At 73.5% G+C, this 26640-nt stretch carries 22 protein-coding genes; 7 read left to right on the top strand and 15 right to left on the bottom strand.

Features of this window, described 5'->3' with window-relative positions; translation table 11 throughout:
- The first annotated feature begins 72 nt into the window (after positions 1-72).
- Together FXF60_RS15170 and FXF60_RS15165 are read left to right on the top strand one after the other, a co-directional pair.
- Positions 73-597, top strand: coding sequence for a hypothetical protein (locus tag FXF60_RS15170; RefSeq protein WP_238335885.1), 525 nt, complete (start codon positions 73-75; stop codon positions 595-597).
- Positions 594-2171: a GMC family oxidoreductase gene (locus FXF60_RS15165; protein ID WP_151526819.1), complete on the top strand. Its 1578-nt coding sequence runs from the start codon at positions 594-596 to the stop codon at positions 2169-2171. Before FXF60_RS15170 ends, FXF60_RS15165 begins: the two co-directional genes overlap by 4 nt.
- A 2-nt stretch (positions 2172-2173) precedes the next feature.
- Here the strand turns inward: FXF60_RS15165 and acnA are convergent, their stop codons facing one another.
- The 10 genes from acnA to FXF60_RS15115 form a co-directional block, all read right to left on the bottom strand.
- Positions 2174-4999, bottom strand: a complete 2826-nt coding sequence (gene acnA / locus FXF60_RS15160; RefSeq protein ID WP_151526818.1) for an aconitate hydratase AcnA — start codon at positions 4997-4999, stop codon at positions 2174-2176.
- A gap of 162 nt (positions 5000-5161) precedes the next feature.
- Positions 5162-6760, bottom strand: coding sequence for an LLM class flavin-dependent oxidoreductase (locus FXF60_RS15155; protein WP_151526817.1), 1599 nt, complete (start codon positions 6758-6760; stop codon positions 5162-5164).
- An 18-nt stretch (positions 6761-6778) separates the two neighbouring features.
- On the bottom strand, positions 6779-8179 hold the full coding sequence (locus tag FXF60_RS15150) for a class I SAM-dependent RNA methyltransferase (protein ID WP_151526816.1): 1401 nt from the start codon (positions 8177-8179) through the stop codon (positions 6779-6781).
- Position 8180: 1 nt separating this feature from the next.
- On the bottom strand, positions 8181-8912 hold the full coding sequence (locus FXF60_RS15145; RefSeq protein WP_151526815.1) for a DUF3159 domain-containing protein: 732 nt from the start codon (positions 8910-8912) through the stop codon (positions 8181-8183).
- Positions 8909-9817, bottom strand: coding sequence for a DUF3710 domain-containing protein (locus FXF60_RS15140; protein ID WP_192796769.1), 909 nt, complete (start codon positions 9815-9817; stop codon positions 8909-8911). The genes FXF60_RS15145 and FXF60_RS15140 overlap by 4 nt, the downstream gene beginning before the upstream one ends.
- 7 nt (positions 9818-9824) lie before the next feature.
- Complete coding sequence (dut, locus tag FXF60_RS15135) at positions 9825-10325, bottom strand: dUTP diphosphatase (RefSeq protein ID WP_151526813.1); 501 nt, start codon at positions 10323-10325, stop codon at positions 9825-9827.
- A 66-nt stretch (positions 10326-10391) separates the two neighbouring features.
- The gene (locus tag FXF60_RS15130; RefSeq protein WP_066636069.1) at positions 10392-10691 is read right to left on the bottom strand and encodes a DUF4193 domain-containing protein; all 300 of its coding nucleotides are present in this window, start codon (positions 10689-10691) and stop codon (positions 10392-10394) included.
- Between the two features lie 151 nt (positions 10692-10842).
- A complete protein-coding gene (locus FXF60_RS15125) occupies positions 10843-11727 on the bottom strand; it encodes an inositol monophosphatase family protein (protein WP_151526812.1) in 885 nt (294 codons plus the stop codon).
- Positions 11727-12983, bottom strand: coding sequence for a ferrochelatase (locus FXF60_RS15120; RefSeq protein ID WP_151526811.1), 1257 nt, complete (start codon positions 12981-12983; stop codon positions 11727-11729). The genes FXF60_RS15125 and FXF60_RS15120 overlap by 1 nt, the downstream gene beginning before the upstream one ends.
- Positions 12980-13654 (bottom strand): trimeric intracellular cation channel family protein, encoded by a 675-nt coding sequence (locus FXF60_RS15115; RefSeq protein WP_151526810.1) that lies wholly within the window; start codon positions 13652-13654, stop codon positions 12980-12982. Before FXF60_RS15115 ends, FXF60_RS15120 begins: the two co-directional genes overlap by 4 nt.
- A 72-nt stretch (positions 13655-13726) precedes the next feature.
- Here FXF60_RS15115 and sepH point away from each other — a divergent pair, with 72 nt between their 5' ends.
- A complete protein-coding gene (gene sepH, locus FXF60_RS15110) occupies positions 13727-15238 on the top strand; it encodes a septation protein SepH (RefSeq protein ID WP_151526809.1) in 1512 nt (503 codons plus the stop codon).
- Positions 15239-15250: 12 nt separating this feature from the next.
- Here the strand turns inward: sepH and FXF60_RS15105 are convergent, their stop codons facing one another.
- The 4 genes from FXF60_RS15105 to FXF60_RS15090 all read right to left on the bottom strand — a co-directional run bounded on the left by FXF60_RS15105 (position 15251) and on the right by FXF60_RS15090 (position 20498).
- Positions 15251-15967, bottom strand: a complete 717-nt coding sequence (locus FXF60_RS15105) for a thymidine kinase (protein WP_151526808.1) — start codon at positions 15965-15967, stop codon at positions 15251-15253.
- 74 nt (positions 15968-16041) lie between these two features.
- A complete protein-coding gene (locus FXF60_RS15100) occupies positions 16042-17244 on the bottom strand; it encodes an alkaline phosphatase family protein (RefSeq protein ID WP_151526807.1) in 1203 nt (400 codons plus the stop codon).
- Positions 17241-17819 (bottom strand): DUF5998 family protein, encoded by a 579-nt coding sequence (locus FXF60_RS15095; protein ID WP_151526806.1) that lies wholly within the window; start codon positions 17817-17819, stop codon positions 17241-17243. Before FXF60_RS15095 ends, FXF60_RS15100 begins: the two co-directional genes overlap by 4 nt.
- Positions 17820-17831: 12 nt before the next feature.
- On the bottom strand, positions 17832-20498 hold the full coding sequence (locus FXF60_RS15090; protein WP_151526805.1) for a bifunctional acetate--CoA ligase family protein/GNAT family N-acetyltransferase: 2667 nt from the start codon (positions 20496-20498) through the stop codon (positions 17832-17834).
- A gap of 45 nt (positions 20499-20543) precedes the next feature.
- Here FXF60_RS15090 and FXF60_RS15085 point away from each other — a divergent pair, with 45 nt between their 5' ends.
- Both FXF60_RS15085 and FXF60_RS15080 read left to right on the top strand, forming a co-directional pair.
- Entirely contained in the window at positions 20544-21809 is a 1266-nt protein-coding gene (locus tag FXF60_RS15085) for a PQQ-dependent sugar dehydrogenase (protein WP_238335884.1), read from the top strand.
- A 37-nt stretch (positions 21810-21846) separates the two neighbouring features.
- Positions 21847-22470: a nitroreductase family protein gene (locus FXF60_RS15080; protein WP_151526803.1), complete on the top strand. Its 624-nt coding sequence runs from the start codon at positions 21847-21849 to the stop codon at positions 22468-22470.
- 138 nt (positions 22471-22608) lie between these two features.
- Here the strand turns inward: FXF60_RS15080 and FXF60_RS15075 are convergent, their stop codons facing one another.
- Positions 22609-23652 carry a PfkB family carbohydrate kinase gene (locus FXF60_RS15075; protein WP_151526802.1) on the bottom strand — a complete coding sequence of 348 codons (1044 nt, stop codon included), beginning with the start codon at positions 23650-23652 and terminating at the stop codon, positions 22609-22611.
- Between the two features lie 43 nt (positions 23653-23695).
- On the opposite strand from FXF60_RS15075, the gene FXF60_RS15070 reads away from it, so the two are divergent.
- The gene (locus tag FXF60_RS15070; protein WP_151526801.1) at positions 23696-24964 is read left to right on the top strand and encodes an amidohydrolase; all 1269 of its coding nucleotides are present in this window, start codon (positions 23696-23698) and stop codon (positions 24962-24964) included.
- Entirely contained in the window at positions 24949-26574 is a 1626-nt protein-coding gene (locus FXF60_RS15065; protein ID WP_151526800.1) for an outer membrane protein assembly factor BamB family protein, read from the top strand. Before FXF60_RS15070 ends, FXF60_RS15065 begins: the two co-directional genes overlap by 16 nt.
- Positions 26575-26640: the final 66 nt, after the last annotated feature.

Below are 26640 nucleotides of genomic sequence, written 5' to 3'. Positions count from 1 at the left end.
GTCGCCGCCGGGGCGGACCTAGCGTGGTGCCGTCGCACGACGCGGTGCGGCGGGCACGAGGAGGGCCACGACATGGCGGACAAGGACTCGGCGACGATCAAGCGGGACACCAGCTCCGCGCTCCGGGGCGGCCCGGCCACGCTCACCCCACGTCAACGCCAGATCCTGGTGCGCGTGCTCCGGCTGGCCTATCCGCACGACAGCTTCCCCGACGGCCCCTACGAGCGCACCGCGGACGCCGTGGTCGAGGCGACCGCGGACGACCGGCGTCTGGCCGCCACCCTGGGTCCCGACCTGGACATGCTCGACACGATCAGCGACGGCGACTTCCTCGGGGCCTCCGACGAGACGGCGACGCTGCTGCTGCGGGAGTACGCCGACGAGCCCTACTTCCGACAGATCCGCGGGGTGGCGGTGGTCGCGCTGTACGACGACCGCGAGGTGTGGGAGCTCCTCGGCTACGAAGGGCCGAGCTTCGACCAGGGCGGCTACCTGCACCGGGGTTTCGACGACCTGGACTGGCTGCCCGAGGCGCGGATCACCGAGTACGACGGTGAGCCCCGAACCGAACTGCGCGACGTGGAGGAGCAGCGATGAGCACGCACGGAAACCCCATCCCGCTGGACGAGCCGGTCGTCGTCGTCATCGGCTCGGGGGCCGGCGGTGGCACCGTCGCCCACGACCTGGCGACCGAGGGGGTCAAGGTCGTCGTCCTCGAGGCCGGTCCCTACCTGACCGCGGACGACTACACGAACGACGAGTGGCCCGCCTTCAACCAGATGGCCTGGCTGGACATGCGCACGACCTCCGGCTCCTACCGCGTCGCGCGGGACTTCCCCAACCTGCCGGCCTGGATCGTCAAGGCGGTGGGCGGCACGACCACCCACTGGGCCGGCGCGACCCCGCGGTTCATGGCCCACGAGTTCGCCGCCCGGAGCACCTACGGCGAGGTCGAGGGTGCGAACCTGCTGGACTGGCCGATCACGCTCGAGGACCTGGAGCCGTGGTACGACCGGGCGGAGAAGGCGATGGGCTCCTCGCACCGGCACGGCCGGCCGCCGATGCCGGCGAACAACAACTACACGGTCTTCGCGAACGGCGCCGAGCGCGCCGGCTACAGGTACTACGCGACCGGCCCCTACGCCACCAACGCCGAGCCCTACGACGGCCGCCCCGCCACGGTGCAGGACGGCTTCAACTTCCAGGGCGACAAGTCCGGCGCCAAGTGGTCGACCCTCGTCCGGGAGATCCCCCGCGCCCTGGAGTCCGGGAACGCCGAGCTGCGCCCGCTCTGCCAGGCGGTGGGGATCACCCACGGCTCCGACGGACGGGCCGACGCGGTGGAGTACCTCGACGCCGACGGCAACCTGCACCGGCAGGCGGCGCGCGCCGTGTGCGTCGCCGGCAACTCGATCGAGACGCCGAGACTGCTCCTCATGAGCGACTCGCCCTCGCACCCGGACGGGCTGGCCAACTCCTCCGGCCAGGTCGGCCGCAACTACATGCGGCACCTGACCGGGTCCGCCTACGCGCGCTTCGAGCAGCCGGTGCGGATGTACCGCGGCGAGACCATGGCGGGCATCATCGCGGACGAGGCGGTGCACGACCCCTCGCGAGGGTTCGTCGGTGGCTACTACATGGAGACCCTCTCGCTGGGCCCCGCCTTCCTCGCCAGCTTCATCGAACCGGGCAGCTGGGGCCGCGAGTTCACCCGGCTGATGGACGCCTACGCCAACACGGCGGGCATGTGGCTGGTCGGTGAGGACATGCCGCAGGAGTCCAACCGGATCACGCTGGACCCCGACGTCACGGACCAGTGGGGCCTACCGGCCCCGCACGTCCACTTCGACGACCACCCCAACGACATCGCCATGCGGCGGCACGCCTACCGCGCCGCGGACACGGTCTACCGTGCCGCCGGGGCCGTCGGCGTGCACCACACGCCGCCCTACCCGGCGACCCACAACCTGGGCACCTGCCGGATGGCGGCGGACGCCGCCGACGGCCCGCTCAACGAGTGGGGCCAGGCGCACGACGTGCCCAACCTGTTCGTCGCCGACGGGTCGGTGATGACCACCGGGGGCGCCGCGAACCCGACGCTCACCATCGTGGCGCTCGCGATGCGGCAGGCGGACCACGTCCGCGAGCTGCTCCGCACCGGCGAGCTCTGACCTCAGGCGGTCACCAGCGACCGCAGGACGTACTGCAGGATGCCGTCGTTGCGGTAGTAGTCGGCCTCTCCCGGCGTGTCGATGCGGACGACCGCGTCGAACTCCACCGGCTCGCCACCGTCGCGGGCGGCGCTCACCCTGACCGTCTTCGGCGTGGACCCGTCGTTGAGCCCGGTCACGCCGGAGATGTCGAAGGTCTCGGTGCCGTCCAGACCCAGGCTCTCGGCGGTCTCACCCTCGGGGAACTGCAGCGGCAGCACACCCATACCGATGAGGTTGGAGCGGTGGATCCGCTCGTAGGACTCGGCGATGACCGCCTTCACGCCCAGCAGCCGGGTGCCCTTGGCCGCCCAGTCGCGCGAGGACCCGGAGCCGTACTCCTTGCCCGCGAGGACCACCAGCGGGGTGCCGGCCTCGGCATACGCCTGCGCCGCGTCGTAGATGGTCGCCTGCTCGCCGCCGTTGGTGAAGTCACGGGTGAAGCCGCCCTCCACGCCGTCCAGCAGCTGGTTCTTCAACCGGATGTTGGCGAAGGTGCCACGGATCATCACCTCGTGGTTGCCACGACGGCTGCCGTAGGAGTTGAAGTCCTTGCGCTCGATGCCGTGCTCGGACAGGTAGGTGCCCGCGGGGCTGTCCGCCTTGATCGACCCGGCCGGGCTGATGTGGTCGGTCGTGACCGAGTCACCCAGCAGCGCCAGGACGCGCGCGCCGGAGATGTCCTGCACCTGCTCCGGCTCGGCACCCATGCCCTCGAAGTACGGCGGCTTGCGGACGTAGGTCGACTCGCCGGCCCACTCGAAGGTGTTGCCGTCCGGGGTGTCCAGGCCCTGCCAGCGCTCGTCACCGGCGAAGACGTCGCTGTAGTCCTCGGTGAACATGTCGCGGCTGATCGAGGAGGCGATGGTCGCCTCGACGTCCTCCGGGGCGGGCCAGATGTCCCGCAGGAAGACGTCGTTGCCGTCGCTGTCGACTCCCAGCGGCTCGGCGTCGAAGTCGAAGTCCATCGTCCCGGCGAGGGCGTAGGCGATGACCAGCGGCGGGGAGGCGAGGTAGTTCATCTTCACGTCCGGGTTGATCCGGCCCTCGAAGTTGCGGTTGCCGGAGAGCACCGACGTGACCGCCAGGTCGTTGTCGTTGATGGCGGTGCTGATCTCCTCGACCAGCGGGCCGGAGTTGCCGATGCAGGTGGTGCAGCCGTAGCCGACCAGGTGGAAGCCCAGCTCCTCCAGGAAGGGCCACATCCCGGCCTTGTCGAAGTAGCCGGTCACGACCTTGGAGCCCGGGGCCATCGACGTCTTGACCCAGGGCGCAACGGTCAGCCCCTTCTCCACCGCGTTCTTGGCCAGCATCGCCGCGGCCATCATCACCGACGGGTTGGACGTGTTGGTGCAGGACGTGATCGAGGCGATGGCCACGATGCCGTGGTCGATCTCGAAGGTCTCGCCGTCCATCGTCACCTCGACCGGGTTCGAGGCCCGCCGGGTCGAGCCGTCCTTGGCCCGTCCCGAGCGCACCGGACGGGACGCCTCGTCGGAGGCGTCACTGGCGTCGTGCGAGGGCGCGTCCGAGGCCGGGAAGGTGTCCTCGAGCTCGTGGTCCACCGCGGTGAGCGAGGTCTGCTCGGCGTAGTTCTCCAGGTCGCTGCAGAACTGCTCCTTGGCGCGGGACACCTCGATGCGGTCCTGCGGGCGCTTGGGGCCGGCGATGGAGGGGACGACCGTGGACAGGTCCAGCTCGAGGTACTCGCTGTAGCGGGCCTCGTTGTCGGGGTCGGCCCACATGCCCTGCTCCTTGGCGTAGGCCTCGACGAGCGCGACCTGCTCGTCGGGACGACCGGTGAGCCGCAGGTAGTCGAGGGTCACGTCGTCGATCGGGAAGATCGCGCAGGTCGAGCCGAACTCCGGGCTCATGTTGCCGATGGTGGCGCGGTTGGCCAGCGGCACCTGGGTGACGCCCTCGCCGTAGAACTCGACGAACTTGCCGACCACGCCGTGCTCGCGGAGCATCTCGGTGATGGTGAGCACGACGTCGGTGGCGGTGGCTCCGGGGGCCACCGCGCCGGTGAGCTTGAACCCGACGACGCGCGGGATGAGCATGGAGACCGGCTGACCGAGCATCGCGGCCTCCGCCTCGATGCCACCCACGCCCCAGCCGAGCACGCCGAGGCCGTTGACCATCGTGGTGTGGCTGTCGGTGCCGACACAGGTGTCGGGGTAGGCGAGGGTCACGTCGGCGTCGTCCGCGGACGGCCGGGTCATGACCGTGCGGGCCAGGTGCTCGATGTTGACCTGGTGCACGATGCCGGTGCCCGGGGGCACGACCTTGAAGTCCTCGAAGGCGGTCTGGCCCCAGCGCAGGAACTGGTAGCGCTCCTCGTTGCGCTCGTACTCGATCTCCACGTTGCGCTCGAAGGCGTCCGGGCGACCGAAGACGTCGATGATGACCGAGTGGTCGATGACCAGCTCGGCCGGGGCCAGCGGGTTGATCCTCGTCGGGTCCCCGCCGAGGTCACCCATCGCCTCACGCATGGTGGCGAGGTCCACGATGCACGGGACCCCGGTGAAGTCCTGCATGATGACGCGGGCCGGCGTGAACTGGATCTCGGTGTCCGGCTCGGCGTCGGCGTCCCACCCCGCGAGCGCGGTGATGTGGTCCGCGGTGATGTTCGCGCCGTCCTCGGTGCGCAGCAGGTTCTCCAGCAGCACCTTGAGCGAGTAGGGAAGGTCATCGGCCCCCTCGAGCCCACCGATCCGGTAGATCTGGTAGCTGGCGTCGCCCACCTCCAGCGTGCCCTGGGCATCGAAGCTGTTCGGATTGGTGCTCAACGTGGGTCGCTCCTTCGCTCACTGGCTATTTATCTTGACATCAAGATATCTCACCGAGGGTGCCCGCCGCAACCGCGACGCACCCTGCTGCTGCCCATCCTGCCGCAACCTGGCCGTGGCGTCAGGTGAGGCTTGCCTGCCCGTGCGGGAGCGCCTCGACGATCAGCTCAGCCCGTTGCGGCTGAGCGGTCCGATCAGCTCCCGCTCCTCGTAGGCCAGGTGCGACAGGAGGGTGTCGGTGAGCAGGTCGACCGACCGCTGCACCTCCTCGAGCACCTCCTGCCCGGCGCGGCCGGTGCCGTCCTCGCTGACCAGCCGCACCAGCGCGCGGTCGAACTGCTCCAGCACGTCGTGGATGACGACGTGCTCCTCCTCCAGCCGGTCCAGCACCGGCCCCAGCCCGGGCTCGCTGCGCCGCAGGTGCGGAAAGACGCTGCGGTCCTCCAGGGTGTGGTGCCCGGTGACGATCCGGCAGTAGGACTCGCAGTAGGCCCCCAGCGTCCAGTTGTTCTGCCGCATCGTCATGGTGTTGACGACCGAGCGCGCCGACCCGACCGTGACGTGACCCCGCCGCACCTGCTCGAGCACGTCCCGCACCTGGGCCAGCTCCGAGCGCAGCCCGTCGTGGATGTCGACCAGGTGCTGCGCCTGCTCCGGGTGTCCACCGGGCTCCCCCGCCGCGACGCTGGGCCGCGCGGGCTCGTCCCACGGCATGGACGGCGAGAGCCGGGTCCCGTCGTCCGGTGTCGCGGTGACGGTATGCCCGCCGCCGGCACCGCGCGGCGCTCCGGCCCCGCCCCCGGTCACGACCGGACCGCCCGGGTCCCGCTCCGCGGGGTCGGGCGGGGTGGCGGCGGCACCACGGTCGTCGCCCGCCGCGCGCCGGGCCCGCTCGGCCTCCACCAGCTCGCGGGTCGCGGGGGCGACCTCGGCGGCATACCGGCGCACCGTGTCCGGGTCGTCGGTGCCGAGGACGTAGCAGCTCATGCCGACGTCCAGGGTCAGCTCCGCGAGCTGCTCGGCCCAGTCCTGCGGGCGGCCCCGGAGGAAGCCGCTCCCGGTCCCGAACGACCCGAAGACGTTGTAGATCCGGCGCACCGCGGCGGGCGGGCGACCGGCCTCCAGCGCCGCCTCGTCGACGACCGCGGCGAGCCCGGGAAGGGCGGGCGGGTCGGCATACCCCATGCTCGGGACCCAGCCGTCCGCGAGCCGTCCGGTCAGCCGCAGCATTCTCGGCTTGTAGGCACCGAGCCAGATCGGGATGTCGTGCGCCGGGACCGGCCCGGCGTGCAGCCCGGTGGCCCGGTAGTGCTCCCCCTCGAACCGGAGCGTGCCGCCGGCCCAGAAGGCCTTGATCAGCTCGACCGCCTCCGCCAGCGCGCCGACCGCCTCACCGGGCGTGCGGCGCGGCCCGCCCGCGGCGACGATGGCGTCCCAGAAGGCGCCCGCGCCGAGTCCGAGCTCGACCCTGCCGTCGGTCAGCAGGTCCAGCGATGCCGCCGCCTTCGCCAGCAGCACCGGCGGCCGCAGCGGCAGGCTGGCCACGTTGGGGGCCAGCCGGATCGTGGTGGTGCGCGCCCCCAGCACCGAGAGCAGGGTCCAGGTGTCGAGGAAGGCGTCCTGGTAGGGGTGGTCCTGCACCGAGACCAGGTCGATGCCCTCGACCTCGGCCAGGCTCACCAGCGAGAGCAGGTCGGGGATGCGGCGGGCGTCCGGCGTCGGGAAGATGCCGAACTCGAGCTGCTGGTCCAGGTCGGGCACGTCGTGCTCCTCGCTCGCTCAGTGCGGGTCGCCCGGGCGCAGCAACGCCAGGCACTCCACGTGGTGGGTCATCGGGAAGGCGTCGAGGACGCGCAGGGCGGTGAGCCGCATCCCGTGGCCACGGGCCACGGCCACGTCCCGGGCCAGCGCCGCCGGGTCGCAGGCGACGTAGACCACGGCGCGGGGTCGCACCGCCGCCAGCCCGTCCATCACGGCGGCCCCGGCCCCGGTGCGGGGCGGGTCGAGGACCACGACGTCGACCCGCTCACCGGACTCCGCGAGCCGCGTGACCGCGGTCTCGGTCGGCTCGGCCACGGCACCGGCCCAGGGGTATGCCGACAGATGGCGCCGCGCGGACCGGCTCGCCTCCGGGTCGGCCTCGACGGCGAGCACCGAGCCGGACTTCCCCACCGCCTCGGCGAGCGGGACGGCGAACAGCCCGACACCGGCATACAGGTCCAGGGCGGACTCCCCCGGCTGCGGGTCCAGCCAGTCCAGGACCTGCTCGGTGAACGTCGTGGCGGCCCCGGGGTGGACCTGCCAGAAGCCGCGGGCCGAGAGGGTGAACTCGTGGCGGCCGACGCGCTCGGTCACCTCCGGCACGGCACGGGTGGGTGCGGGGACAGGACGCCCACCACCGCGCCGGGCACTCCCGCGGCCACGACCCCGCCGCCCGCGACGGGGACGCTCCGGCGGCGCCGCGAGCGGCACGAGGACCGGCTCGCCGACGGACGGCGCGACCACGTCGATCCCGGTCACCGGCACGCCGCCCTCGCCGCGACCATGCAGCACGGCGCCGGGGTCGGTGAAGACGCCCGTCCCGGTCACGCCCGGGTGGGCGATGCGGCAGTCGTCGACGCCGACGAGGTGGTGCGAGCGGTGCGCCCGCAACCCCGCGACCACGGGCCCGCCGGACCCGGCCGACGCCGTGCCGCCGACGGCCACCTCCACCCGGGTGCGCCACCGCAGCCCGTCCTCGTCGCCCGGCACGGGCTCGCACTCCAACCCGGTCGGACCGGCCAGGCCGGCGACCTCGTCGGTGGTCAGGCCGCCGACCCGGACCAGCTGCTCGGTGACGACCTGCGCCTTGAGCCGGCGCTGCGCCCCCAGCTCCGCGTGCTGCCAGTCGCAGCCGCCGCACCGGCCCGGCCCGGAGAAGGGGCACGGCGGGTGCACGCGGTCCCGGGAGGCCCGGAGCACCTGGACGGCGTCGGCCCGCAGGAACCGGCCGCCACCTCCGCTCCCGGTGACCCTGGCCCGCACCCACTCGCCCGGGAGCGCGTGCCGGACGAAGACGACGAGACCGTCCGCGGCGTCCCCGACCCGAGCCACGCAGTGCCCGCCGTGGGCGACCGGGCCGACGGTGAGGTCGAGCTCGTCGCCCGCGGCAGGGAGGTCGGGGTCGGCGGCCGAGGCCACCTCAGTGGTTCCTGGACGGGTCGATCGCCGACGTGCCGCTCGACGCGTCCTGGGGCTCCGGGGCGGTGCGCCCGGTCGCGAGCATCCAGCCCATGACGACGACGGCGAGCAGGTAGGCCGGCCAGCTGAGGGCGATCTTGGCCACACCCAGCCAGGCCACCTCACCGGCGAGGTAGAGGGGCAGCATGATCGCCACCCGCAGCGCGAAGAGGGCGACGAGCACCCAGGTGAGCCGCGCGCAGACCGCCACCAGGCCGCGGTCGCGTCGCCAGGCGCTGGGACGCTCGGCGAAGTCCGGGTCCCCGATCGCCACGATGAAGCCCACCAGCGGCCAGCGGGCCAGGATCGAGACCAGCGCGCCGATGCCGTAGGCACCGCTGACGAGGATGCCCGGGAGGAAGGCGTCCTCGGCCTGGCCCGAGCGCAGCGCGAAGAAGGCCGCGATCGCCGTGGCGAAGATGGCCGACCCGAGGAAGCGCCAGGAGCCACCGACGAAGCCGCGGACCACCGTCAGCACCACGAGCAGGCCGGCCGCGGCGACGACCGCCGGCCGCACGGCGTCGGCGATCAGCCAGGTCGCGACGAAGGCCACGGTGGGCAGGGCCGTCTCGAGCGAGCCGTACCAGCCGCCGAGGGCGTCGCTGATCCGCCTCCGGATGACCTGCTCGACCGTCTCCTCGGCGCTCGCCGAGGCGGCGCCTGCCGCCTCTGGTCGCGGGTCCGGCGAGCTCATGTGAAGTCGGGGTTGCGGGGTGCCTTCGGCGCGTCCGTCGGAGCCGGCTCGGGCAGCGGCCGGTCGGCAGGGGGCTGCTCACCCTCGCCCGGCGCGGTGAGACCCACGCCCGCGACCGCGGTGGCGTCCGTGGACCCGGCCGCGGACGGAGCCCGGCGCACGGCGTCGGCCGCCGCCTGCTGCCGGGCCTGGGCCTGCTGCTCACGCCGCGCCTCGGCCTCCTTGGCCATCGCCTCGGCGAAGCCCCGGGGCGGGGTGAGGGTCAGGACCTCGCGCGGGGGGCGGGGCTCGTCGCCCCGGTCGATGACGATGCGGCGCACGAAGGCCAGGATGCCCCGTGCCTGGTTGTCGTCGGAGGCCGCCGGACCGCCGACGACGACCCGCAGGAACCAGCGTGGACCGTCGACCCCCACGAACCGGGCCGGCTGGTAGGCCACCCGGCCGTCGGGTGCCCGCCCGGGCATCCGGGCGCGCAGCTCCTTGCCCATCCGCCCCTCGACGGTCTCGGCGGCGCCCCCCGCGTCCACCAGCCCGCGGGCGATCTCGGCCCGCAGCTCGTCCCAGATGCCCTCGCTGCGCGGAGCGGCGAAGACCTGGACCTGTGCCTGCGAGGCCCCGAACCCGAGCGTGGCACCGATGACCCGGCCGGAGGACTGCTCGACGTCCAGCCGCAGCTGCATCCCCTTGACCGAGGGGATCCGGATGGCGCCGAGGTCGATCCGGCCGTCCACCTCCGGCCACTCGGTGACGTCGTAGGGGCCGTCCTCGGCCCGCACCCAGTCCCGGTCGACGCCGGGCTCGCCCTCGGCGGGGTCGGGGCGCACAGCGGCGGCCTCGTCCTCCTCGAGGTCGAGGAGCTCCTCGTCGCTGAGGCGCTGGGACTTGCGTCGGCCAAAGAGTGCCACTGGTGGCTCAGCCCTTCCGGGTCGGTCCGGCGGGCGCCGGGACGGGTGTGGAGATGCCGGTATGCCCGTGCCCGCCGTCCCCGCGGGCGGACGCACCGAGGTCGTCCACCTCGGTGAACACCGGTCGGGCCACCTGCTGCAGCACCAGCTGGGCGATCCGGTCCCCCCGCTGCACGTCCACGCCCTCGCGCGGGTCGGTGTTGAGCAGGTTGACCAGGATCTCCCCCCGGTAGCCGGAGTCGACGGTGCCGGGCGCGTTGACGATGGTCAGACCGTGCCGGGCGGCGAGACCCGAGCGGGGGTGCACGAAGGCGGCATAGCCCTCGGGCACGGCGATCGCGACGCCGGTCCCGACCAGCGCGCGCTCGCCGGGCGCGAGGTGGAGCTCCTCGCGCGCGTGCAGATCCACGCCGGCGTCGCCGGGTCGGGCCTGCGTGGGCACGGGCAGGTCGGGGTCGAGCCGTCGCAGCGCGACGGGCACGGTCTGGGACTGGGGCGGCATCGTCATCGAGGGTAGCCGCCCTCCCGTCCGGGCCGGGTCACGGTCGTGGTCGTCATCGTCACCGGGTGCGGGTCAGGCCGCGCACTCCGTGCACACCGGCATGCCCCCGACTTCCTTGGCCAGCTGGCTGCGGTGGTGCACGAGGAAGCAGCGCGAGCAGGTGAACTCGTCCTGCTGCCGGGGCAGCACGTGCACCGACAGCTCCTCGTTGGACAGGTCCGCCCCCGGGAGCTCGAAGCCCTCCGCCTGCTCGGTCTCGTCGACGTCGACGCTGCCGGAGGACTTGTCGTTGCGACGAGCCTTCAGCTCCTCGATGGAGTCCTCGTTGAGCTCGTCGTCGTTCTTGCGTGGTGCGTCGTAGTCGGTCGCCATCTCGCCTCTCTTGCCTCTGCCGTGGTCTCTCGTCGTCCCTGAACGCTGAGACCGCCGATTTTGTGCCCGTCGCCGCTCGCCGGTGCACGTCCGCCGCGCGGGAGTATGCCCTATCCACCCCCGGCCGCGCGAGGGGGTTCCCGGGCGGCCCTCAGAGCCGGTGGCCCAGCCGCTCGATCTCGCCGCGCAGCACGGGCTGCAGCACCGGGTTGGCGGCCACGACGAGGTCCGCCGACGCCGGGCTCCCGGCAGTCTGCCCGGAGGCGACCCCGCCCGCCTCGGCCAGGATGAGCAGGCCGGCGGCGAGGTCCCACGCCTGCAGCCCCCGCTCCCAGTATCCGTCCACCCTCCCGGCCGCGACGTGGCACAGGTCCAGGGCGGCGGCGCCCATCCGGCGCACGTCCCGCACGCGGGGCACGAGGTCGGCGACGATGCTCGCCTGCCCGCGACGGATCTGCCGGTCGTAGGAGAACCCGGTGGCCAGCAGCGCGCCCTCCAGCTCGGTCTGCCCGCCGACGGACAGCGCGCGGGTCACGCCACGTGCCGTGACCCGGGAGCCCGCCCCGACGCGGCCGTGGAAGATCTCGTCGGTGCGCGGGTTGATCACGGCCCCGGCGACCGGGGTCCAGGCGCCGGGCGTCGTGGGGTCACCGACCACGACGGCGACGGACACGGCATACGCGGGCAGGTCGTAGAGGTAGTTGACGGTGCCGTCGATGGGGTCCACCACCCAGCTCAGCCCGGTGCGGCCTGCGGTCAGGCCGTCCTCCTCCCCGAGCACGCCGTCGCCGGGCCGGGCGGTCGCGAGGCGCTCGCGCAGCAGCGACTCGGCCCGGGTGTCCATCTCGGTGACCACGTCGAGGTCGGTGCTCTTGGTGTGCGCCACGCCCAGGCCGTCCGGCCGCTCGTCCCGGATGAGCGCCCCCGTCTCGGCGACCAGGGCGACGGCCAGCTCCTCCAGCGCCACCCGCTCGTCGGCGGGCACCTGCGTCGGGTCGGGGGCCTGCGGCCCGTCCCCGGGCCCTGTGCCCACCATCAGTCGCTCCCGCAGGCAGCCGGCCGGGCCACCCGCAGGTTGGGGCAGCACCCGGGCAGGCAGAGCGCCGGGCGCGGGTCGCTGCCCGGCCAGGTCGGCATCGGGACGTCCTCGCCGCGGGCCTGCGCGGCCCGCTCCAGCACCAGGTCGACCAACCCCATGACGAACTCGGTGTCCGTGCCCACGGTCGGCACGCGGAGCAGGTCCAGGCCCAGCTCCTGCGCGGTCTCGGCGGCCTCGGTGTCGAGGTCGAAGACGACCTCCATGTGGTCGGAGACGAAGCCGATGGGGGCCAGGACGACGCTCCGCACGCCCCGCTCGGCGAGCGCCCGCAGGTGGTCGTTGACGTCCGGGACCAGCCAGGGCTGGCTCGGTGGACCCGACCGGGAGCAGTAGGTGAGGTCGTGCTCGACGTCGGTGCCGAGGGTCGCCGACGCCTCCGCGGCGATGGCCGCCGCCAGCTCCGCGTGCTGGCTCGAGTAGAGGTTGCCCTCGTCGTCCCCCGGGCCGGAGGTGTCGTCCATGGAGTCCGGCAGGGAGTGGGTCACGAAGACCACGTGCGGGGGCGCTGCCCCGTCGCCCCCGTCCCGCTCCATCCGCTGCCGCACCGCCTCGGTCACGATCCGCGCGTTGGTGCCGGAGAAGCCGGGGTGGTTCCAGTACTGCCGGACCTTGTCCACGTGCACCTCCTTGCCCTCCTCGCGCAGCTCGAGCTGGGCCGCCGCGATGTCCTCGCGGTACTGCCGGCAGGAGGAGTAGCACGAGTAGGCGCTGGTGGTCACCGACACCAGCCTGGTCATCCCCTCGGCGTGGGCCTCCCGGAAGGCGTCGACGAGGAAGGGCTCGGCGTTGCGGTTGCCGAAGAGCACCGGGATGGACAGCTCCCGGCGCGCCAGCTCGGCCTGGATCGCCTCGATGAGCGCGCGGTTCTGGTCGTTGATCGGGCTCCTGCCGCCGAAGTGCAGGTAGTGCTCGGCCACCTCCTCCAGCCGCTCGTCGGGGATGCCTCGGCCGCCGGTGACCCGCCGCAGGAAGGGCATCACCTCGTCCGGACCCTCTGGCCCGCCGAACGAGGTCAGCACGATCGCGTGGTAGGGGAAGGTGTCCTGCTCCTCGGTCTCCTCCAGGGTCTCCTCGAGCTCGGCGACGACCTCGTCCTCGACGCTCGAGCCGGGGTCGGCACCGAGATCGCCGTCGGCGGGCTGCGTGGTGACCGGGTCGGCGGGGTCGGTGGGTTCTGCCAGGGGGTTGCTCATGCTGCGTCTCCTCGGGAGGGGCTGGGAGTCGGGGCGTGCAGGTCGAAGACGATGGCGGCGATCCGGATCCCCAGGACGAGCGCCAGGGTGGACCAGATGACCAGGAAGGACAGCTGCCCCACCTCGGCCGCGACGACCACGGCGGTCGCGCCGAGCAGGGCGGGGACGGCATACAGCTCGCGGCGGAGCACCTCGGGCACCTGACCCACGAGGACGTCGCGGATCACGCCGCCACCGACGGCCGTGATGCCGCCGACGAAGACCGCGGCGAGCGGGGGCGCGTCCAGGGCCACGGCCTTGAGCGCGCCGGCGACCGCGAAGGTGGCCAGGCCGACGGCGTCGAGATACTTCACCGAGGCGCTGATCCGGTCCAGCCGCAGCTTCGGGCGGTGGCGGGACAGGTCGACGTAGAGACCGTGGAAGGCGAAGACGACGAGCCCGGCGGCGACCACGGTGACGACGTACCACGGGTTGCTGATGCCGTCCGGCGGGACGTCGCCGAGGAAGACGTCACGGATGATGCCCCCGCCCAGACCGCTGACCCAGGCGAGCACGGCGACCCCGAAGAGGTCCAGCCGGGCGCGGACCGCGACCAGCCCGCCGGAGAGCGCGAAGACGAAGATCCCGACGAGGTCCAGGGCGAGACGCACATCGGCGGAAGCGGCGATCATGGCCCGATCAGGGTATCCCGCGCGGCGCGCCCTGCAGCGCGCGGTGCGGGCGGGGTGGCACAGTGGTGGACCATGCAGCAGCTCCAGTTCGTCGAGCTCGACGAGGGTGGTCGTCTGGTCCTCGCCGACGACGACGGTTCGCAGTATGCCGTGAGGATCGACGACCGGCTCCGCGCCGCGCTCCGGCCGCGGCGGCAGGCCTCCGAGGGGGAGTCGGCCCACGGGCGGTCGATCAGCCCGCGCGACGTCCAGGCGATGATCCGGGGCGGGCAGAGCGCGGAGGACGTCGCGGCCTCGACCGGGTGGGAGCTGGACCGGGTACGGCGCTTCGAGGGTCCGGTGATCGCCGAGCGCGAGCACGTCGTCGGCCTGGCGCAGCGCGCGCCCGTGCGCGCCAGCGGACGCTCCGACGGGTCGCACACCCTGGACCGCCGGGTGCGCGAGCGGCTGCAGAGCCGCGGGGTCGATCTCACCGCGGTGTCCTGGGACGCCGCGCGGGGTGAGCCGCACGGCCCGTGGACCATCATCGTGGCCTTCGGCGCAGGAGGTCGGGAGCGTCGGGCCGCCTGGCACTACGACGTGCGTGCCCGCGCCGTGGAGGCCCTGGACGACGAGGCGCGCTGGCTCAGCGAGGACGAGCAGGCGCTGCCGGGAGGGCTGGCCGGCCACCCTCTGCTGGGTCGGGTGCACGGCGAGGACGAGGCTGCCGCAGACCTCATGGCGACCATGCGGGAGCGGCGGCAGCGACGCGGCCGCCGGGGGCAGGGCGGCGCGGCCCGCCAGGGCAGCGACGACCCCGGGCACCTGCCGGGGCGCACAGAGATGCCGGACGAGGTGCTCCCGCTGGAGGACCTGCCCTACGACCCCGACACCATGGGCGACCCTCCCCCGGCGCACCCGCGAGGGTCCGCGCCCGAGTCGGTCTCGCCGGTCGAGCCGGAGGAGGACGAGCTCGTGGCCGAGGCCGACGTCGCCGCCGAGGCCGACGTCACCGCCGAGCACCAGGAGGCGCCGGAGGAGCCCCCGTCGGAGGAGCAGGTCGCGGAGCCCCTCGTCGAGCCCGAGCGCCCGTCACCCGAGGAGGCCCAGCGCGCCGTCGGGAAGAGCCGGGGCCGCAAGCGCCGCCGGCTCCGCCTCCCGTCGGTGGCACCGGCCTCGGACGAGCACGACGAGGCGGAGGGCACCTTCGCCCGGACCCGGCACGACCCGCAGGAGGTCACCTTCGACGAGTTCTTCGGCGTCGAGGACGAGGACGAGGAGCCGCTGCCGGAGCAGCAGGAGGACCTGCTCGAGCCGGTCGAGGACGAGGTCGAGGTCGACGTGCCGGCCGAGGACGGGCCCTCCGCGGACGAGCTCGACGTGGCGGACGAGGTCGACGTGGACGAGGTCGACGACGCCCCGGACGAGGTCGACGACGCGCCGGACGAGCCCGGTGAACCCGTCGCGGACGCCGAGCCGGACATCCCCGAGCCGGACGAGGAAGCAGCGGAGGACGAGGCCCGCCCCGCCCCGACCCGCAAGGGCCGCACCAGCGTCCCGAGCTGGGACGACATCATGTTCGGATCCCGGCCGAACCGCGGCTGACCGGGCGACCGGTCAGGCGGACGGCCCCTCCGGAGACACCGGCAGCGGGCACAGGTCCAGGTCGAAGGGCAGCAGCTCCGGGGACAGGGACGCCGCGCGGGCGGCCGCCGAGTTCATCCGACGCATGTAGTGCCGGCGGCAGAGCACCTCGTACTCCACCACCGGGACACTGGCGCTGCCCGCGTCGGCCTCACCAGCGCCACCGACGTCGCCCACGACGATCTGCTCACCCTCCACCACCATGTGACCGTCGACCACGCGGGCGTTGACGGTGGCGGGCTTCCCGCACCAGCACAGGGCACGCACCTGCAGCTGCTCGGTCCGGTCCGCGAGCTCGATCAGTCGCCGCGACCCGGGGAACAGCTCGGTGCGGAAGTCGGCGGTAATGCCGAAGGCATACACGTCGACCGCCATCTCGTCGACGAGCCGGGCCAGCTGGTCGACCTGCTCGGGGAGGTAGAACTGCGCCTCGTCGCAGATGAGGTAGTCGACCCGGCGACCGTTGGTGCGCTGCTCCACGACCAGCTCCCAGAAGTCGAGGTCGTCGCCCACCACGAGCGCCCCCTTGCTCAGGCCGAGGCGCGAGGTGATGACCGCGCCGCCCGAGCGGTCGTGCTGGGTGAAGAGCAGACCGCCGCGACCTCGCTGGTGGTGGGTGTGGTCCATCTGCAGCGCGAGGGTCGACTTGCCGCAGTCCATCGTTCCGGTGAAGAAGACGAGCTCGGCCACCGGGCCAGTCTACGGACCCGCCACGGCCCGCTCGTGGCCGGACCAAGGCCCGGCGGGCGGTGTCCGCGGGCAGGTCAGGTGGTGGCGACGAGCAGCGGGACGGCGGTCTCGGCGTCGGTGATCGAGCCGTGGTGGCCGCGCAGCCGCAGCACCTCGGGCCGCAGGTCACGGGAGTCGAGCACGGTGGCGCTGCCCAGCATGGCGGCGACGACCTCCCCGATGCGGCCGGCATACCCCTCGCGCACCGGTCCGAACCAGCCCGCGTCGACCGCCTCCTCCCGGGTCAGCACGATCGCCGACTCGCCCAGCTCCGCGCGCCAGGTGGCGACGACGTCGTCGACCGCCCCGGCCCGGCACCAGGCCTGCGGCGCCCGCGGCTCGCCCGCCAGCAGCTGCACCCCCTCGGACAGCACCGGCTCCAGCGCCAGGTCGCGCCGCTGCTCGTGCGGTGCCTCGATCATGCCGTGGTCGGCGCTCACGAGGATCGTCGTGCCCTCGGGCACCCGCTCCACCAGCCCGGCGATCCAGGCGTCGAAGGCCTCCACCGCCTCACCCCACTCCAGCGAGCCCGGGCCGTGCACGTGGCCGGCCTTGTCGATCTCGTCCCAGTAGGCATACACCAGCGCCCGGCCGAGCCGGCCCGCCTGCGACAGCCCCTGCAGGACCCCGAGCGTCCGCTCCGCGTGGCTGGTGGCCCCCAGGAAGGCGCCGCCGCGGAGCGAGGCACGGGTCAGCCCCGACCCGGAGTAGGCCGGCCAGGACACGGTGCTCATCGAGACGTCCCGCCGCCCCGCGTGCTGCAGCAGCGTCGGGAGCGGCTGGTGCGAGTGCGGGTCCGGGCCGTCCTTCCACGACAGGTGGTTCAGCAGGCGGCCGCGGTAGCTGGTCTGCCAGCCCACGATGCCGTGCTCCCCCACTCCGCGACCGGTGCCCAGGCTGGTCAGGCTGGAGGCGGTCGTGGAAGGGAAACCGCAGGCGAAGGACTCGGCACCCACGGGCGCGGACAGCTCCCGCAGCGTCCGGGCGTGCCCGCTGCGCCGCTGCAGCTGGTGCGCGCCGAGCCCGTCGGCGAGCACCACGACCACCCGACGCGTCTCCGGCACCGACCAGGTCGCCGGCGCGACACCCTCTGGGAGGTCCTCCACCCCGAGGGCTCGCAGCGCACCGGGCAGCAGTGACGCCAGCCCGGTCCCCGGCGCCGGTGGCTGGTAGGCCCGTGCGGCGCCCGCGGTCGTGCCGCTCGCCGGCCGCCCGGCGGCGTCGGGTGCGGAGGTCACTGCCCCAGGCGTGCGGACAGCTCGCTCGCGAAGACCAGCGTCTGCTCCAGCCGCTCCACCCCGTGCGTCTCCGCCGCGACCCGCAACGAGATGTCGTCCCCGGACACCGTCCCCTCGTAGCCGTGGTCGCCCTCGCACTGCGGGTCCTCGCAGACCGCGGGCAGCAGGTCCAGCCGGGCCACCGCCCCCCAGCCCAGCGTGAGCGTGACGCCGCGGCCGGCGAGACCACCGTCATACCTCTCCGGGTCCGGGACGGTGTGCGTCAGCATCACCCCGCGCACCGACCGCAGCGGCACCGTCTCGCTCGTCGCGGTGGCCATCCGGCCGCCCTCCGGGCTCTCGTGGTCGTCGGCGTGCGCGATGACCAGCCGCCGGTTGGTCAGCACCAGGACGGTGAGGTGGTTGCGCACCGCCATCTCGTCGAAGGTGGTCTCGTCGTGCACCAGGTGCGCCACCACGGCGTCCCGGCCGAGCGCGGTCACGATGACGTCGTGGACAACCGCCGGGAGGTAGCCGGCCGCCTCGATGTCGGCGACCAACGTGTCGGGCAGGGGCGACCTCGTGCGACGGACCATGACCCCATCGTCTCAGACGTCGGCGAGCAGGGTCCTGCGCTCGGCGTCGGTCCGCGTCGGTGCCGGGGCGACCCGGATGCTCGCCCCGAGCACCTCGACGCCCTCCTGGTGCGCCAGCACCGGGTTGAGCCGGACGTGCGCCAGCTCCGGGTGGTCGTCGGCGAGCACGCTCACCCGGGCCACCAGGTCGTGCAGGGCGGCGTGGTCGACGGGCATCGCGCCGCGGTAGCCGTCGAGCATGGGCGCGGCCTTGATGGAGGTCACCATCTCGGCGATGTCGACGTCGGTGAGGGGCGGGAAGGCGAGCGCCTCGTCGCCCAGCAGGTCGATCGGCAGCCCCGCGACACCGAAGCCGACGACCGGCCCGAAGAGGGGGTCCTCGGCGGAGTTGACCTCCACGCTCACCCCGGAGGGGCCCATCTGCTGGACCGCGATCCCCTGCGCCCCCAGCGGTGCGAGCAGCGCCTCGAGGTCGCGGTAGGCGGCGCCCACCGCCTTGGGGTGCCGCAGCCCGGTCCGGATCCACCCCTGGCCGGGCTGGTGCTGGAGCATGGGCGAGGTCGCCTTGAGCACCACCGTGCCGCCGAGCTTCTTGTAGACCTCGACCGCCTCGGCGTCGGAGTGCACCGGCACGCGCGGCCACACCGGTATGCCGTAGGCCGCCAGCACCGCGGTGGCCTCGTCCGGCTCCAGCTCGGTGCCCCGGGGGGACCGGGCCAGCGCGGCCTCGACGATCTCCCCGGCCGCTGCCCGGGTCACGCCGTCCGGGCGCACCCGCTCGCCGTGGTCGCGGCGGCGCCACTGGGCATACCGGACCGCGGCCGTCAGCGCCCGCACCGCGTCCTCCGGCATCGGGTAGGTCGGCACGCCCTCCCCGGGGGTGACGCCGCGCATGCCCACGAAGGTCGCCACGCACGGCTTGTCGTGCCCGTCGACGGCCGCGCGGACGGCGTCGACCACCTCGGGGTCGATGTCGGCGATCGGCGGCACGAAGCAGGCGATGAGCGCGTCGACGGACTCGTCCCCGAGCGCCTCCTCCACCACCTCGCGGAACTGCTCGGTGAGCGCCTCCGCGGACACCGTGACGGGCTCCCGGGTGACCTGCAGGCCGCGGGCCGTGGCGGCGTCGGCGGCCAGCGACCCCAGCGCCTCGTTGTTGCTCACCACCGCGACCCGGTCCCCCTGGGGCAACGGCTGGTTGAGGACCAGCTGGGCGACGTCGAAGAGCTGCCGGGCGTTGTCGACCCGGATCACGCCGGACTGCCGCAGCATCTGCCCGAAGGTCTCGGGACGCTCCTGGGTCAGCCGGACCCGGTGGCCCTGCGGGATCGCGTGCTGCCCGGCTCCCGACTTCACCACGATCACCGGCTTGGTCATGGCCAGCTTGCGGGCGATGCGGGTGAACTTGCGCGGGTTGCCCATCGACTCGAGGTAGAGCCCGACGACGGTGGTGCTGTCGTCGTCGGTCCAGTACTGCATGAGGTCGTTGCCGGAGATGTCCACCCGGTTGCCGGCCGAGGCGAAGGTCGAGATGCCCAGGCCGCGGCGCCGGGCGGAGGCCAGCAGCGCGATCCCCAGGCCGCCGGACTGGCTGAACAGGCCGAGCCGCCCGAACGGCGGGAGCTGGTCGGCCGCGGCGATCGAGGCGTTCAGCCGGATCTCGGGGTGGTTGTTGATCAGCCCGAAGCTGGTGGGGCCGAGCACCCGCATCCCGAGGTGGCGCGCGCGGACCAGCAGCTGCCGCTGCAGCGCGCGGCCCTCGGTCCCGGTCTCGGCGAAGCCCTCCGAGGCCACCACCAGGGCCTTGACCCCCGCGTCCGCGCACTCGTCCAGGATCTCGAGCACGTCCTCCGCGGGCACCGCGAGGACCGCGAGGTCCACCCCGCCCTCGACGTCGCTGATCGACCGCACCGTCGGGTGACCGTCGATCATGGTGCCCGCCTCGGCGCGGTTGTTGACCGCGTGCACCCGCCCGGTGAAGCCGCCGGCGGCGATGTGCTCGAAGAAGGCCCTCCCGATCGTGGCGGGACGCCGGCTCACGCCGACCACCGCGACCGACCCGGGGTGCAGCACGGCATTCATCGAGCGCACCTCCGACCGGTGCTCCCGCGACATCCGGACCGCCCGGGAGGCCTCGGTCGGCTCGATGTCGAAGGCCACCGCGATCACGCCGTCGTCGAACTCGTGCGACACCTCGAAGCCGGCGTCGCGGAAGACGCCGATCATCTTGCGGTTCTGCGGCAGCACGTCGGCGACGAACCGGGTGACGCCCGACTCCCGCCCGATGTCTGCCAGGTGCTCCAGAAGGACCGAGCCGATGCCCCGCCCCTGGTGGTGGTCGGAGACGTTGAACGCCACCTCGGCGACGGTCCCGCCCGCCTCGATCCGGTCGAACCGGCCGATGCCGACCAGGTCGTCCCGGACCGACATCACCAGCGCGACGCGGTCGTGGTGGTCCACGTGGGTGAACCGGTGGACGTCCTTGTCCGAGAGGCGTTTGATCGGCGCGAAGAAGCGCAGGTAGATCGACTGCTCGGACTGGGCGGAGTGGAAGCGGTGGATCGCCTCGGTGTCCTCTGGGAGAATCGGTCGCACATGGGCGACCATGCCGTCGGAGAGCACCACGTCGGCCTCCCACTCGCGCGGGTAGCCCGGAGGCGGCGCCTCGGTCTCGCTCATGACCCCACTATCCCATCGCCGCCGGACCGACCAGGAGGACACACAGTGCGACATCGCCCCAGGCACCGTCCGGACGGCCGAGCACTGCGCCTCCTCGCGGCCGGCGGCTGCCTCGCCGTGCTGGTCGGGGGGTGCGCGACGTCCGAGCCCACGGTCACCGCGTCCCCGCAGAGCCAGGACGCGGCGGCGGAGGCGGCGGACTCCGCCGGCTCGGAGCAGGAGCCCGCGTCGGGGTCCGAGGCGGAGTCCGAGTCCACGTCGGAGGGCCCATCGCCGACGCTCGCGATCGAGGAGGTCGACCAGTTCGACGAGCCGTGGGCCATGGCCTTCCTGCCCGACGGGGACCTGCTGGTCACCGAGCGCAGCGGGGCCATGCACCTGCGCCCGGCCGACGAGGGCGAGCGGATCCCGGTCGAGGGTCTGCCCGACGTCGTGGACGACGGCCAGGGCGGGCTGGGCGACGTGCTGCCCGGCCCGACCTTCGAGGAGGACCAGGTGATCTACCTCAGCTGGGCGGAGCAGGGCGACGGCGGCGTGGGGGCCGCGGTCGGGCGCGCGCGGCTGGAGACCGGCGAGGGCATGGCCTCCCTGGCGGACCTCGAGGTGATCTGGCGGCAGACCCCGAAGACGGGCGGCACCGGGCACTTCTCGCACCGGCTCGCGATTGACCCGGACGGCGAGCACCTCTTCGTCAGTTCCGGCGACCGGCAGCAGATGGACCCCGCGCAGGACACCACGAACACGCTGGGCAGCATCGTCCGGCTGCAGCTGGACGGCACCCCGGCGCCAGGCAACCCGCTGGCCGACCAGGGCGGGGTGTCGGCGCAGATCTGGAGCTGGGGCCACCGCAACCCGCTGGGTCTGGAGTTCGCCCCCGACGGCACCCTATGGTCCTCGGAGATGGGCCCGGAGGGCGGCGACGAGCTGAACCTCGTCGAGGCGGGTGAGAACTACGGCTGGCCCGAGGTCTCGGACGGGAGCCACTACGGCGGGGCTGACATCCCGGACCACGCCGAGGGCGACGGCTACGCCGCACCCGTGCGGTCGTGGAACCCGAGCATCTCGCCCGGCAGCCTGCTCATCTACTCCGGCGACCTCTTCCCTCAGTGGCAGGGCGACGCCTTCCTCGGGGCGCTCTCCGGCCAGGCGCTGGTGCGGGTCGACCTCGAGGACGGTGCCGCGCAGGGGACGGAGGTCTTCGACCTCGGCGAGCGCATCCGGGCGGTCGAGCAGGGGCCGGACGGTGCGCTGTGGCTGCTGGAGGACGAGGGGGCCGGCCGCCTGCTGCGGCTTACCCCCGAGGAGGCCTGAGGCGGCCGGGCCGCTGCCCGTGACAGGATCGGCGCCCATGGAGTTCCGCGACGTGGTCCGACGGCGGCGGATGGTCCGTGCCTACGACCCGGAGCGACCCGTGCCCACCGAGGTGATCACCCGGGCGCTGGACCACGCGGTACGGGCGCCCAGCGCCGGGTTCTCGCAGGGCTGGGACTTCGTCGTGCTGACCTCCGCCGACGAACGCGACGGCTTCTGGTCCGCCGCGACCGGTGCCGAGGAGCAGGAGCGGATGGACTCCTGGCTGCGGGGGGTGCGCACCGCACCCTGCCTCGTCGTCTGCCTGTCGGACAAGGAGGCATACCTGGACCGGTATGCCGAGCCGGACAAGGGCTTCAGCGACCGGTCCGAGGCGCGGTGGCCGGTGCCCTACTGGGACGTCGACACCGGCATGGCCGCGCTGCTCATGCTGCTGACCGCCGTGGACGAAGGGCTGGCGGGGTTGTTCTTCGGGGTGCCGCCGGAGCGCCGGGAGAGGACGCTGGCCGCGCTGGAGGCGCCGCCGGACCGGCGGATCGTCGGCGTGGTGGCCCTGGGGTATGCCGCGCCGGACCGGCGCTCCCCCTCCCTCCGACGCGGCCGCCGGCCGGTCGGCGAGGTGGCGCACCGGGGCCGGTTCGGCCGACCCTGGAGCGGCTGAGCCTCACTCCCGGCGGTGCGAACCCGCCGCAGCAGCAGTGAAGGACGGCGCCCCCTGCGCGCCGTCCTCTCCTCACCTCGATGCCCAGCCTGCCGCCTGACGTTGCGTCATCGGGACAGATCGTGACCGGATCGTGACCTAGGGCACCTGACCCACCCGCTCGAGGAAGGCGTCGACCTCGGCCGAGGTGGGTGCCGTCGCCGGCCCCCGACGGGTCACCTTGATCGCCGCGGCGGCATTCGCGCGGCGCGCCGCCTCGACCCAGTCGCGGCCGCACGCCACCTCGGCGCACAGCACGCCGGTATGCGTGTCGCCCGCCCCGTTGGTGTCGATCGCGGTCTGCGGATAGCCGGGGACGACGGTCGTGGCGCCGTCCGCGTGCACCACGCACCCCTGCGGACCGTCGCGCACCACCACCACCGTGCCCGGCTCCAGGCGCGCGGCGACCGCCTCGCAGAGCTCCGCGAGCTCGGCGCCCTCAGTGGCCTCCTGCCGGAATTCGACCTCTGCTTTGTCTGCCATGGCAGCGGAAGGCGTAGTCGAATTCGCTAGGTCACGGGCCCTGACGAGGTCACTGGCACCGACGAGGTCACGTGCCTCGGCCGCGTTGGAGGTCCAGACGGTCGTGCGGGCGAGCACCCGCTGCACGAGGTCCGCGTCGAAGGTCGCGAAGGGCGCCCCCGGGTCCAGCACCACGTCCACCCCCTCCGGCAGGCCCTCGAGCCACGCCAGCAACGGGTCGCGCGTCGGCTCGAAGAGGGTGTAGCCGGACAGGCAGACCAGGTCTCCCGGCACCGGTGCGCTGGTCGCGAGGGAGGCTGTGGTGATCCGACGCTCCGCCGCGCGGGTCGTGACGAAGGTGCGCTCCGCGCTCGGCTCGACCAGCACCACGCAGACGCCGGTGTCCAGGTCCTGCACCGGCGGCGCGCTGGCCTCCACCCCCTCGCTCGCCAGCACCTCCCGCACCAGGTCGCCGTTCGGCCCGGTGCCGACCGCGCCGGCCAGCACCGCCGGTGCACCGGACCGCGCGGCGGCGACCACGATGGTGACGGCACCACCGGCATACCGGGTGGCGCGCTCGGCCATGACGTTGCCACCCCGCGGCGGCAACGAGCCCACCTCCAGCACGAGGTCGACCATGGCCTGACCGGTGTGGACGACCCTGCGCGGCGTCTGCGTCATGGGTCGTACCCTGCCACGGCGGGCGAGCGCATACCCTCACCGCATGAGCTCGTCCACCGCCGCCGTCCTCGCTCCCCTCCCCGACCTTCGGCCGTGGGTGGAGGACCTCTACCGCCACCTGCACGCCCACCCCGAGCTGTCGATGGCCGAGCACGAGACGGCCGCGCGGGTGGTCCAGGAGATCTCCGGTATGCCCTCGGCCGAGGCGCTCGAGGTGCACACGGGGATCGGCGGGACCGGGGTGACCGTGGTCGCCCGGAACGGCGAGGGACCGACGGTCCTCCTGCGCGCCGACATGGACGGGCTGCCGGTGGCCGAGGACACCGGGCTCGACTACGCCTCGACCGTCACCACGACCAACGCGGCCGGCGAGCAGGTCCCGGTGATGCACGCCTGCGGGCACGACACCCACGTCGCGACGCTGCTCGCCGCGCTGCGGCTGCTGCTGGAGGGCCGGGACCACTGGGGCGGGACGGTGGTCGCCGTCTTCCAGCCGGCCGAGGAGCAGTTCAACGGCGCGGACGCGATGGTGGCCGACGGCCTCGCCGATCTGGTGCCGAGGCCGGACGTCGCGCTGGGCCAGCACGTGCTGCCGGGTGCCGCCGGGTCGGTGGAGGTCGCTCCGGGGCCGATCATGGCCAGCTGCGACGACTTCCGGATCACCCTGCACGGCAGGGGCGGCCACGGCTCGGCCCCGCACACCGCCATCGACCCGGTGGTCATGGCCGCCTCGCTGGTGCTGCGGCTGCAGACCGTGGTCGCCCGGCAGGTGTCGCCCCAGGCGACCGCGGTGCTCACGGTGGGGCGGATCAGCGCGGGCACGAAGACCAACATCATCCCCGAGCACGCCGTGCTGGAGGGGACGGTGCGGACCTACGACGCGGCCGTCGCGGCGCACTGCCTGGAGGTGATCGAGCGGAGCGCCCGCGCCGAGGCACTCGCGTGGGGTGCTCCCGAGCCCGGCTTCGAGACCTTCGACCACCTGCCGGTGACCGACAACGAGCCCGGGGCCACCGAGCGTGTGCGCGGGGCCCTGGAGGTCGAGCTCGGCGCGGACCGGGTCGGCGACTTCACCCCGGAGATGGGCTCGGAGGACTTCGGCGCGCTGCCGGGAGCGTGGGGCATCCCCTCCTGCTACTGGGGCTTCGGCGCCTTCGACGCCGACGCCTGGGCAGCGGCGCGCGAGCGCGGCACCGAGCGCCAGGACTTCCCGGACAACCACTCGCCGCACTTCGCACCGGTGCTGCAGCCGATGCTGGACACCGGGGTCCGGGCGATGGTGGCCGCGGCGATGGCGTGGATCGGGCGGTAGCACCGGCACCGGTCACCACGTTATCCACAGGCGCTGCCGCGGGCTCAGCGGGGCAGGCGCGATCCGGCATACCGTCCGGGGATGAGGGGAAACCAGCACGCTCGCGCCGGCATCGGGGCGGTCGCCCTGCTCGCGCTCGCCCTGTCCGCCTGCACCGGGGTCGAGGAGTCGGCGGACGACTCGGGGGCACGGCACCGACCGGGTCGCGGACCGCGGCACCGTCCGCCGCTCCACCCGGAGAGTCCTCGGCCACGACGTCGGCTCCGGAGGCACCGCCACCGCCCGAGCCTGCATGGACCTTCGAGGGGACGATCCTGTCCGATCCCGTCGCTCACGACGGCGACCTGCTGCTGCACGTCGACCCCGACGGCGAGGACCGGATCGCCCTGGTCTCGCTGGACGCCGCGACCGGCGAGGAGAACTGGCGCCGCCCGGTCGGCCACTCCGGCATCTTCTCGGCCGGTCCGCCCTCGCTGCAGGACGACGTCGTCTACGTCTACGACGACACCGGCCAGGACGAGCAGGCGTTCGTCGTGGCGCTCGACGCCGCCACCGGGGACGAGGTCGCACGGTCCGGGCAGGAGCTGCGCGGCTACGAGATGCCCGACGCCTGCGGCGAGACCGAGGTATGCCTGGCCTACCGGCTGCCGGGCGCGGACGAGGTGTCCTTCGGTCACCTTCGGCTCGAGGGGGACGTGCTGCAGGTCGTGGAGGGCCGGCCGATCGCGTCCGGTGACGAGGGCGACCCGGCCGGGACGTCGGGCGAGGAGTCGGAGGGGGAGGTCGAGGACCTGCCCGAGGTGGACGTCGAGCGGGACTGGGAGACCGGTGAGGAGCGGATCGAGGGCTGGCGCGGTGACGAGGTCGTCTGGTCGGTCTCGGTCGACGAGGCGGGGCTGCGCTCCGGACCCGACGACGCGGGCGTGCTCGGACTGTCCCAGCAGGTCGGTCGCGTCTACCTGCACGACGCGTTCTACGGCACCGAGCCGCTGAACAACGAACCGGAGTCGTTCCCGCTGGACGAGCACGTCCTGCTGGCCCTGGACCGGGAGGACGGTGCCGAGCTGTGGCGCCGGGAGGGCGCCAGCCTGTGCGCCACCGTCGGGGACGACGCACCGGTGGTCGTCGTGTGCTCCGGTGAGGGCGAGCTCCGCAGCAACGGTTTCGACGACACGAGCGCGGAGGCGGACGACGTGGTGCTGAGCGGCCTGGGCGTCGCGGACGGCGAGCAGGTGTGGAGCCACGAGATCACCGCTGAGGACTGGACGGCGCTGCACGGGGAGCTGCCGATTGCGCTGGACCTGGAGCAGTCCCTCGTCGTGGTGGACGGCGAGCGGATGGTGGTGGACCTGGCCGCGGGCGACCTCGCTCCGGCAGCGGACGCGGTGGTGACCGAGGGCTTCGCCTGCTCCTGGGCGGTCCCGTGGGACGTGCCTGCGAACCCCGAGGACGGCTCGGAGCGTCGGACCGACCGCTTCTGGTTCCCGTGCGACGCGCGGGGCGGCCAGGCCGAGGTGCCCACCCAGGAGGGCATCGACACCTTCGCCAAGACGATCGGTGAGGCGCGGGTGGTGGTCGGGCCCGAGGTGGTGGCGGCCTACCCCGACTGAGCACGGGGCGGGACCTCGCCCGACCGACACCGGGATGTCGGTGGATGGGCCTACGATCGTCCATCG

The organism is Serinicoccus kebangsaanensis, assembly GCF_008919445.1.
Taxonomy (GTDB): Bacteria; Actinomycetota; Actinomycetes; order Actinomycetales; family Dermatophilaceae; genus Ornithinicoccus; species Ornithinicoccus kebangsaanensis.
The sequence above is the reverse complement of the archived record's forward strand: the minus strand, read 5'-3'. Positions and strand labels throughout refer to the sequence as shown.

Coding starts and splice junctions, on each gene's coding strand:
- FXF60_RS15170 (WP_238335885.1), top strand. CDS start 73: ATGGCGGACAAGGACTCGGCGACGATCAAGCGGGACACCAGCTCCGCG.
- FXF60_RS15165 (WP_151526819.1), top strand. CDS start 594: ATGAGCACGCACGGAAACCCCATCCCGCTGGACGAGCCGGTCGTCGTC.
- FXF60_RS15145 (WP_151526815.1), bottom strand. CDS start 8,912: ATGAGCTCGCCGGACCCGCGACCAGAGGCGGCAGGCGCCGCCTCGGCG.
- dut (WP_151526813.1), bottom strand. CDS start 10,325: ATGACGATGCCGCCCCAGTCCCAGACCGTGCCCGTCGCGCTGCGACGG.
- FXF60_RS15130 (WP_066636069.1), bottom strand. CDS start 10,691: ATGGCGACCGACTACGACGCACCACGCAAGAACGACGACGAGCTCAAC.
- FXF60_RS15125 (WP_151526812.1), bottom strand. CDS start 11,727: ATGGTGGGCACAGGGCCCGGGGACGGGCCGCAGGCCCCCGACCCGACG.
- FXF60_RS15120 (WP_151526811.1), bottom strand. CDS start 12,983: ATGAGCAACCCCCTGGCAGAACCCACCGACCCCGCCGACCCGGTCACC.
- FXF60_RS15115 (WP_151526810.1), bottom strand. CDS start 13,654: ATGATCGCCGCTTCCGCCGATGTGCGTCTCGCCCTGGACCTCGTCGGG.
- sepH (WP_151526809.1), top strand. CDS start 13,727: ATGCAGCAGCTCCAGTTCGTCGAGCTCGACGAGGGTGGTCGTCTGGTC.
- FXF60_RS15095 (WP_151526806.1), bottom strand. CDS start 17,819: ATGGTCCGTCGCACGAGGTCGCCCCTGCCCGACACGTTGGTCGCCGAC.
- FXF60_RS15090 (WP_151526805.1), bottom strand. CDS start 20,498: ATGAGCGAGACCGAGGCGCCGCCTCCGGGCTACCCGCGCGAGTGGGAG.
- FXF60_RS15080 (WP_151526803.1), top strand. CDS start 21,847: ATGGAGTTCCGCGACGTGGTCCGACGGCGGCGGATGGTCCGTGCCTAC.
- FXF60_RS15075 (WP_151526802.1), bottom strand. CDS start 23,652: ATGACGCAGACGCCGCGCAGGGTCGTCCACACCGGTCAGGCCATGGTC.
- FXF60_RS15070 (WP_151526801.1), top strand. CDS start 23,696: ATGAGCTCGTCCACCGCCGCCGTCCTCGCTCCCCTCCCCGACCTTCGG.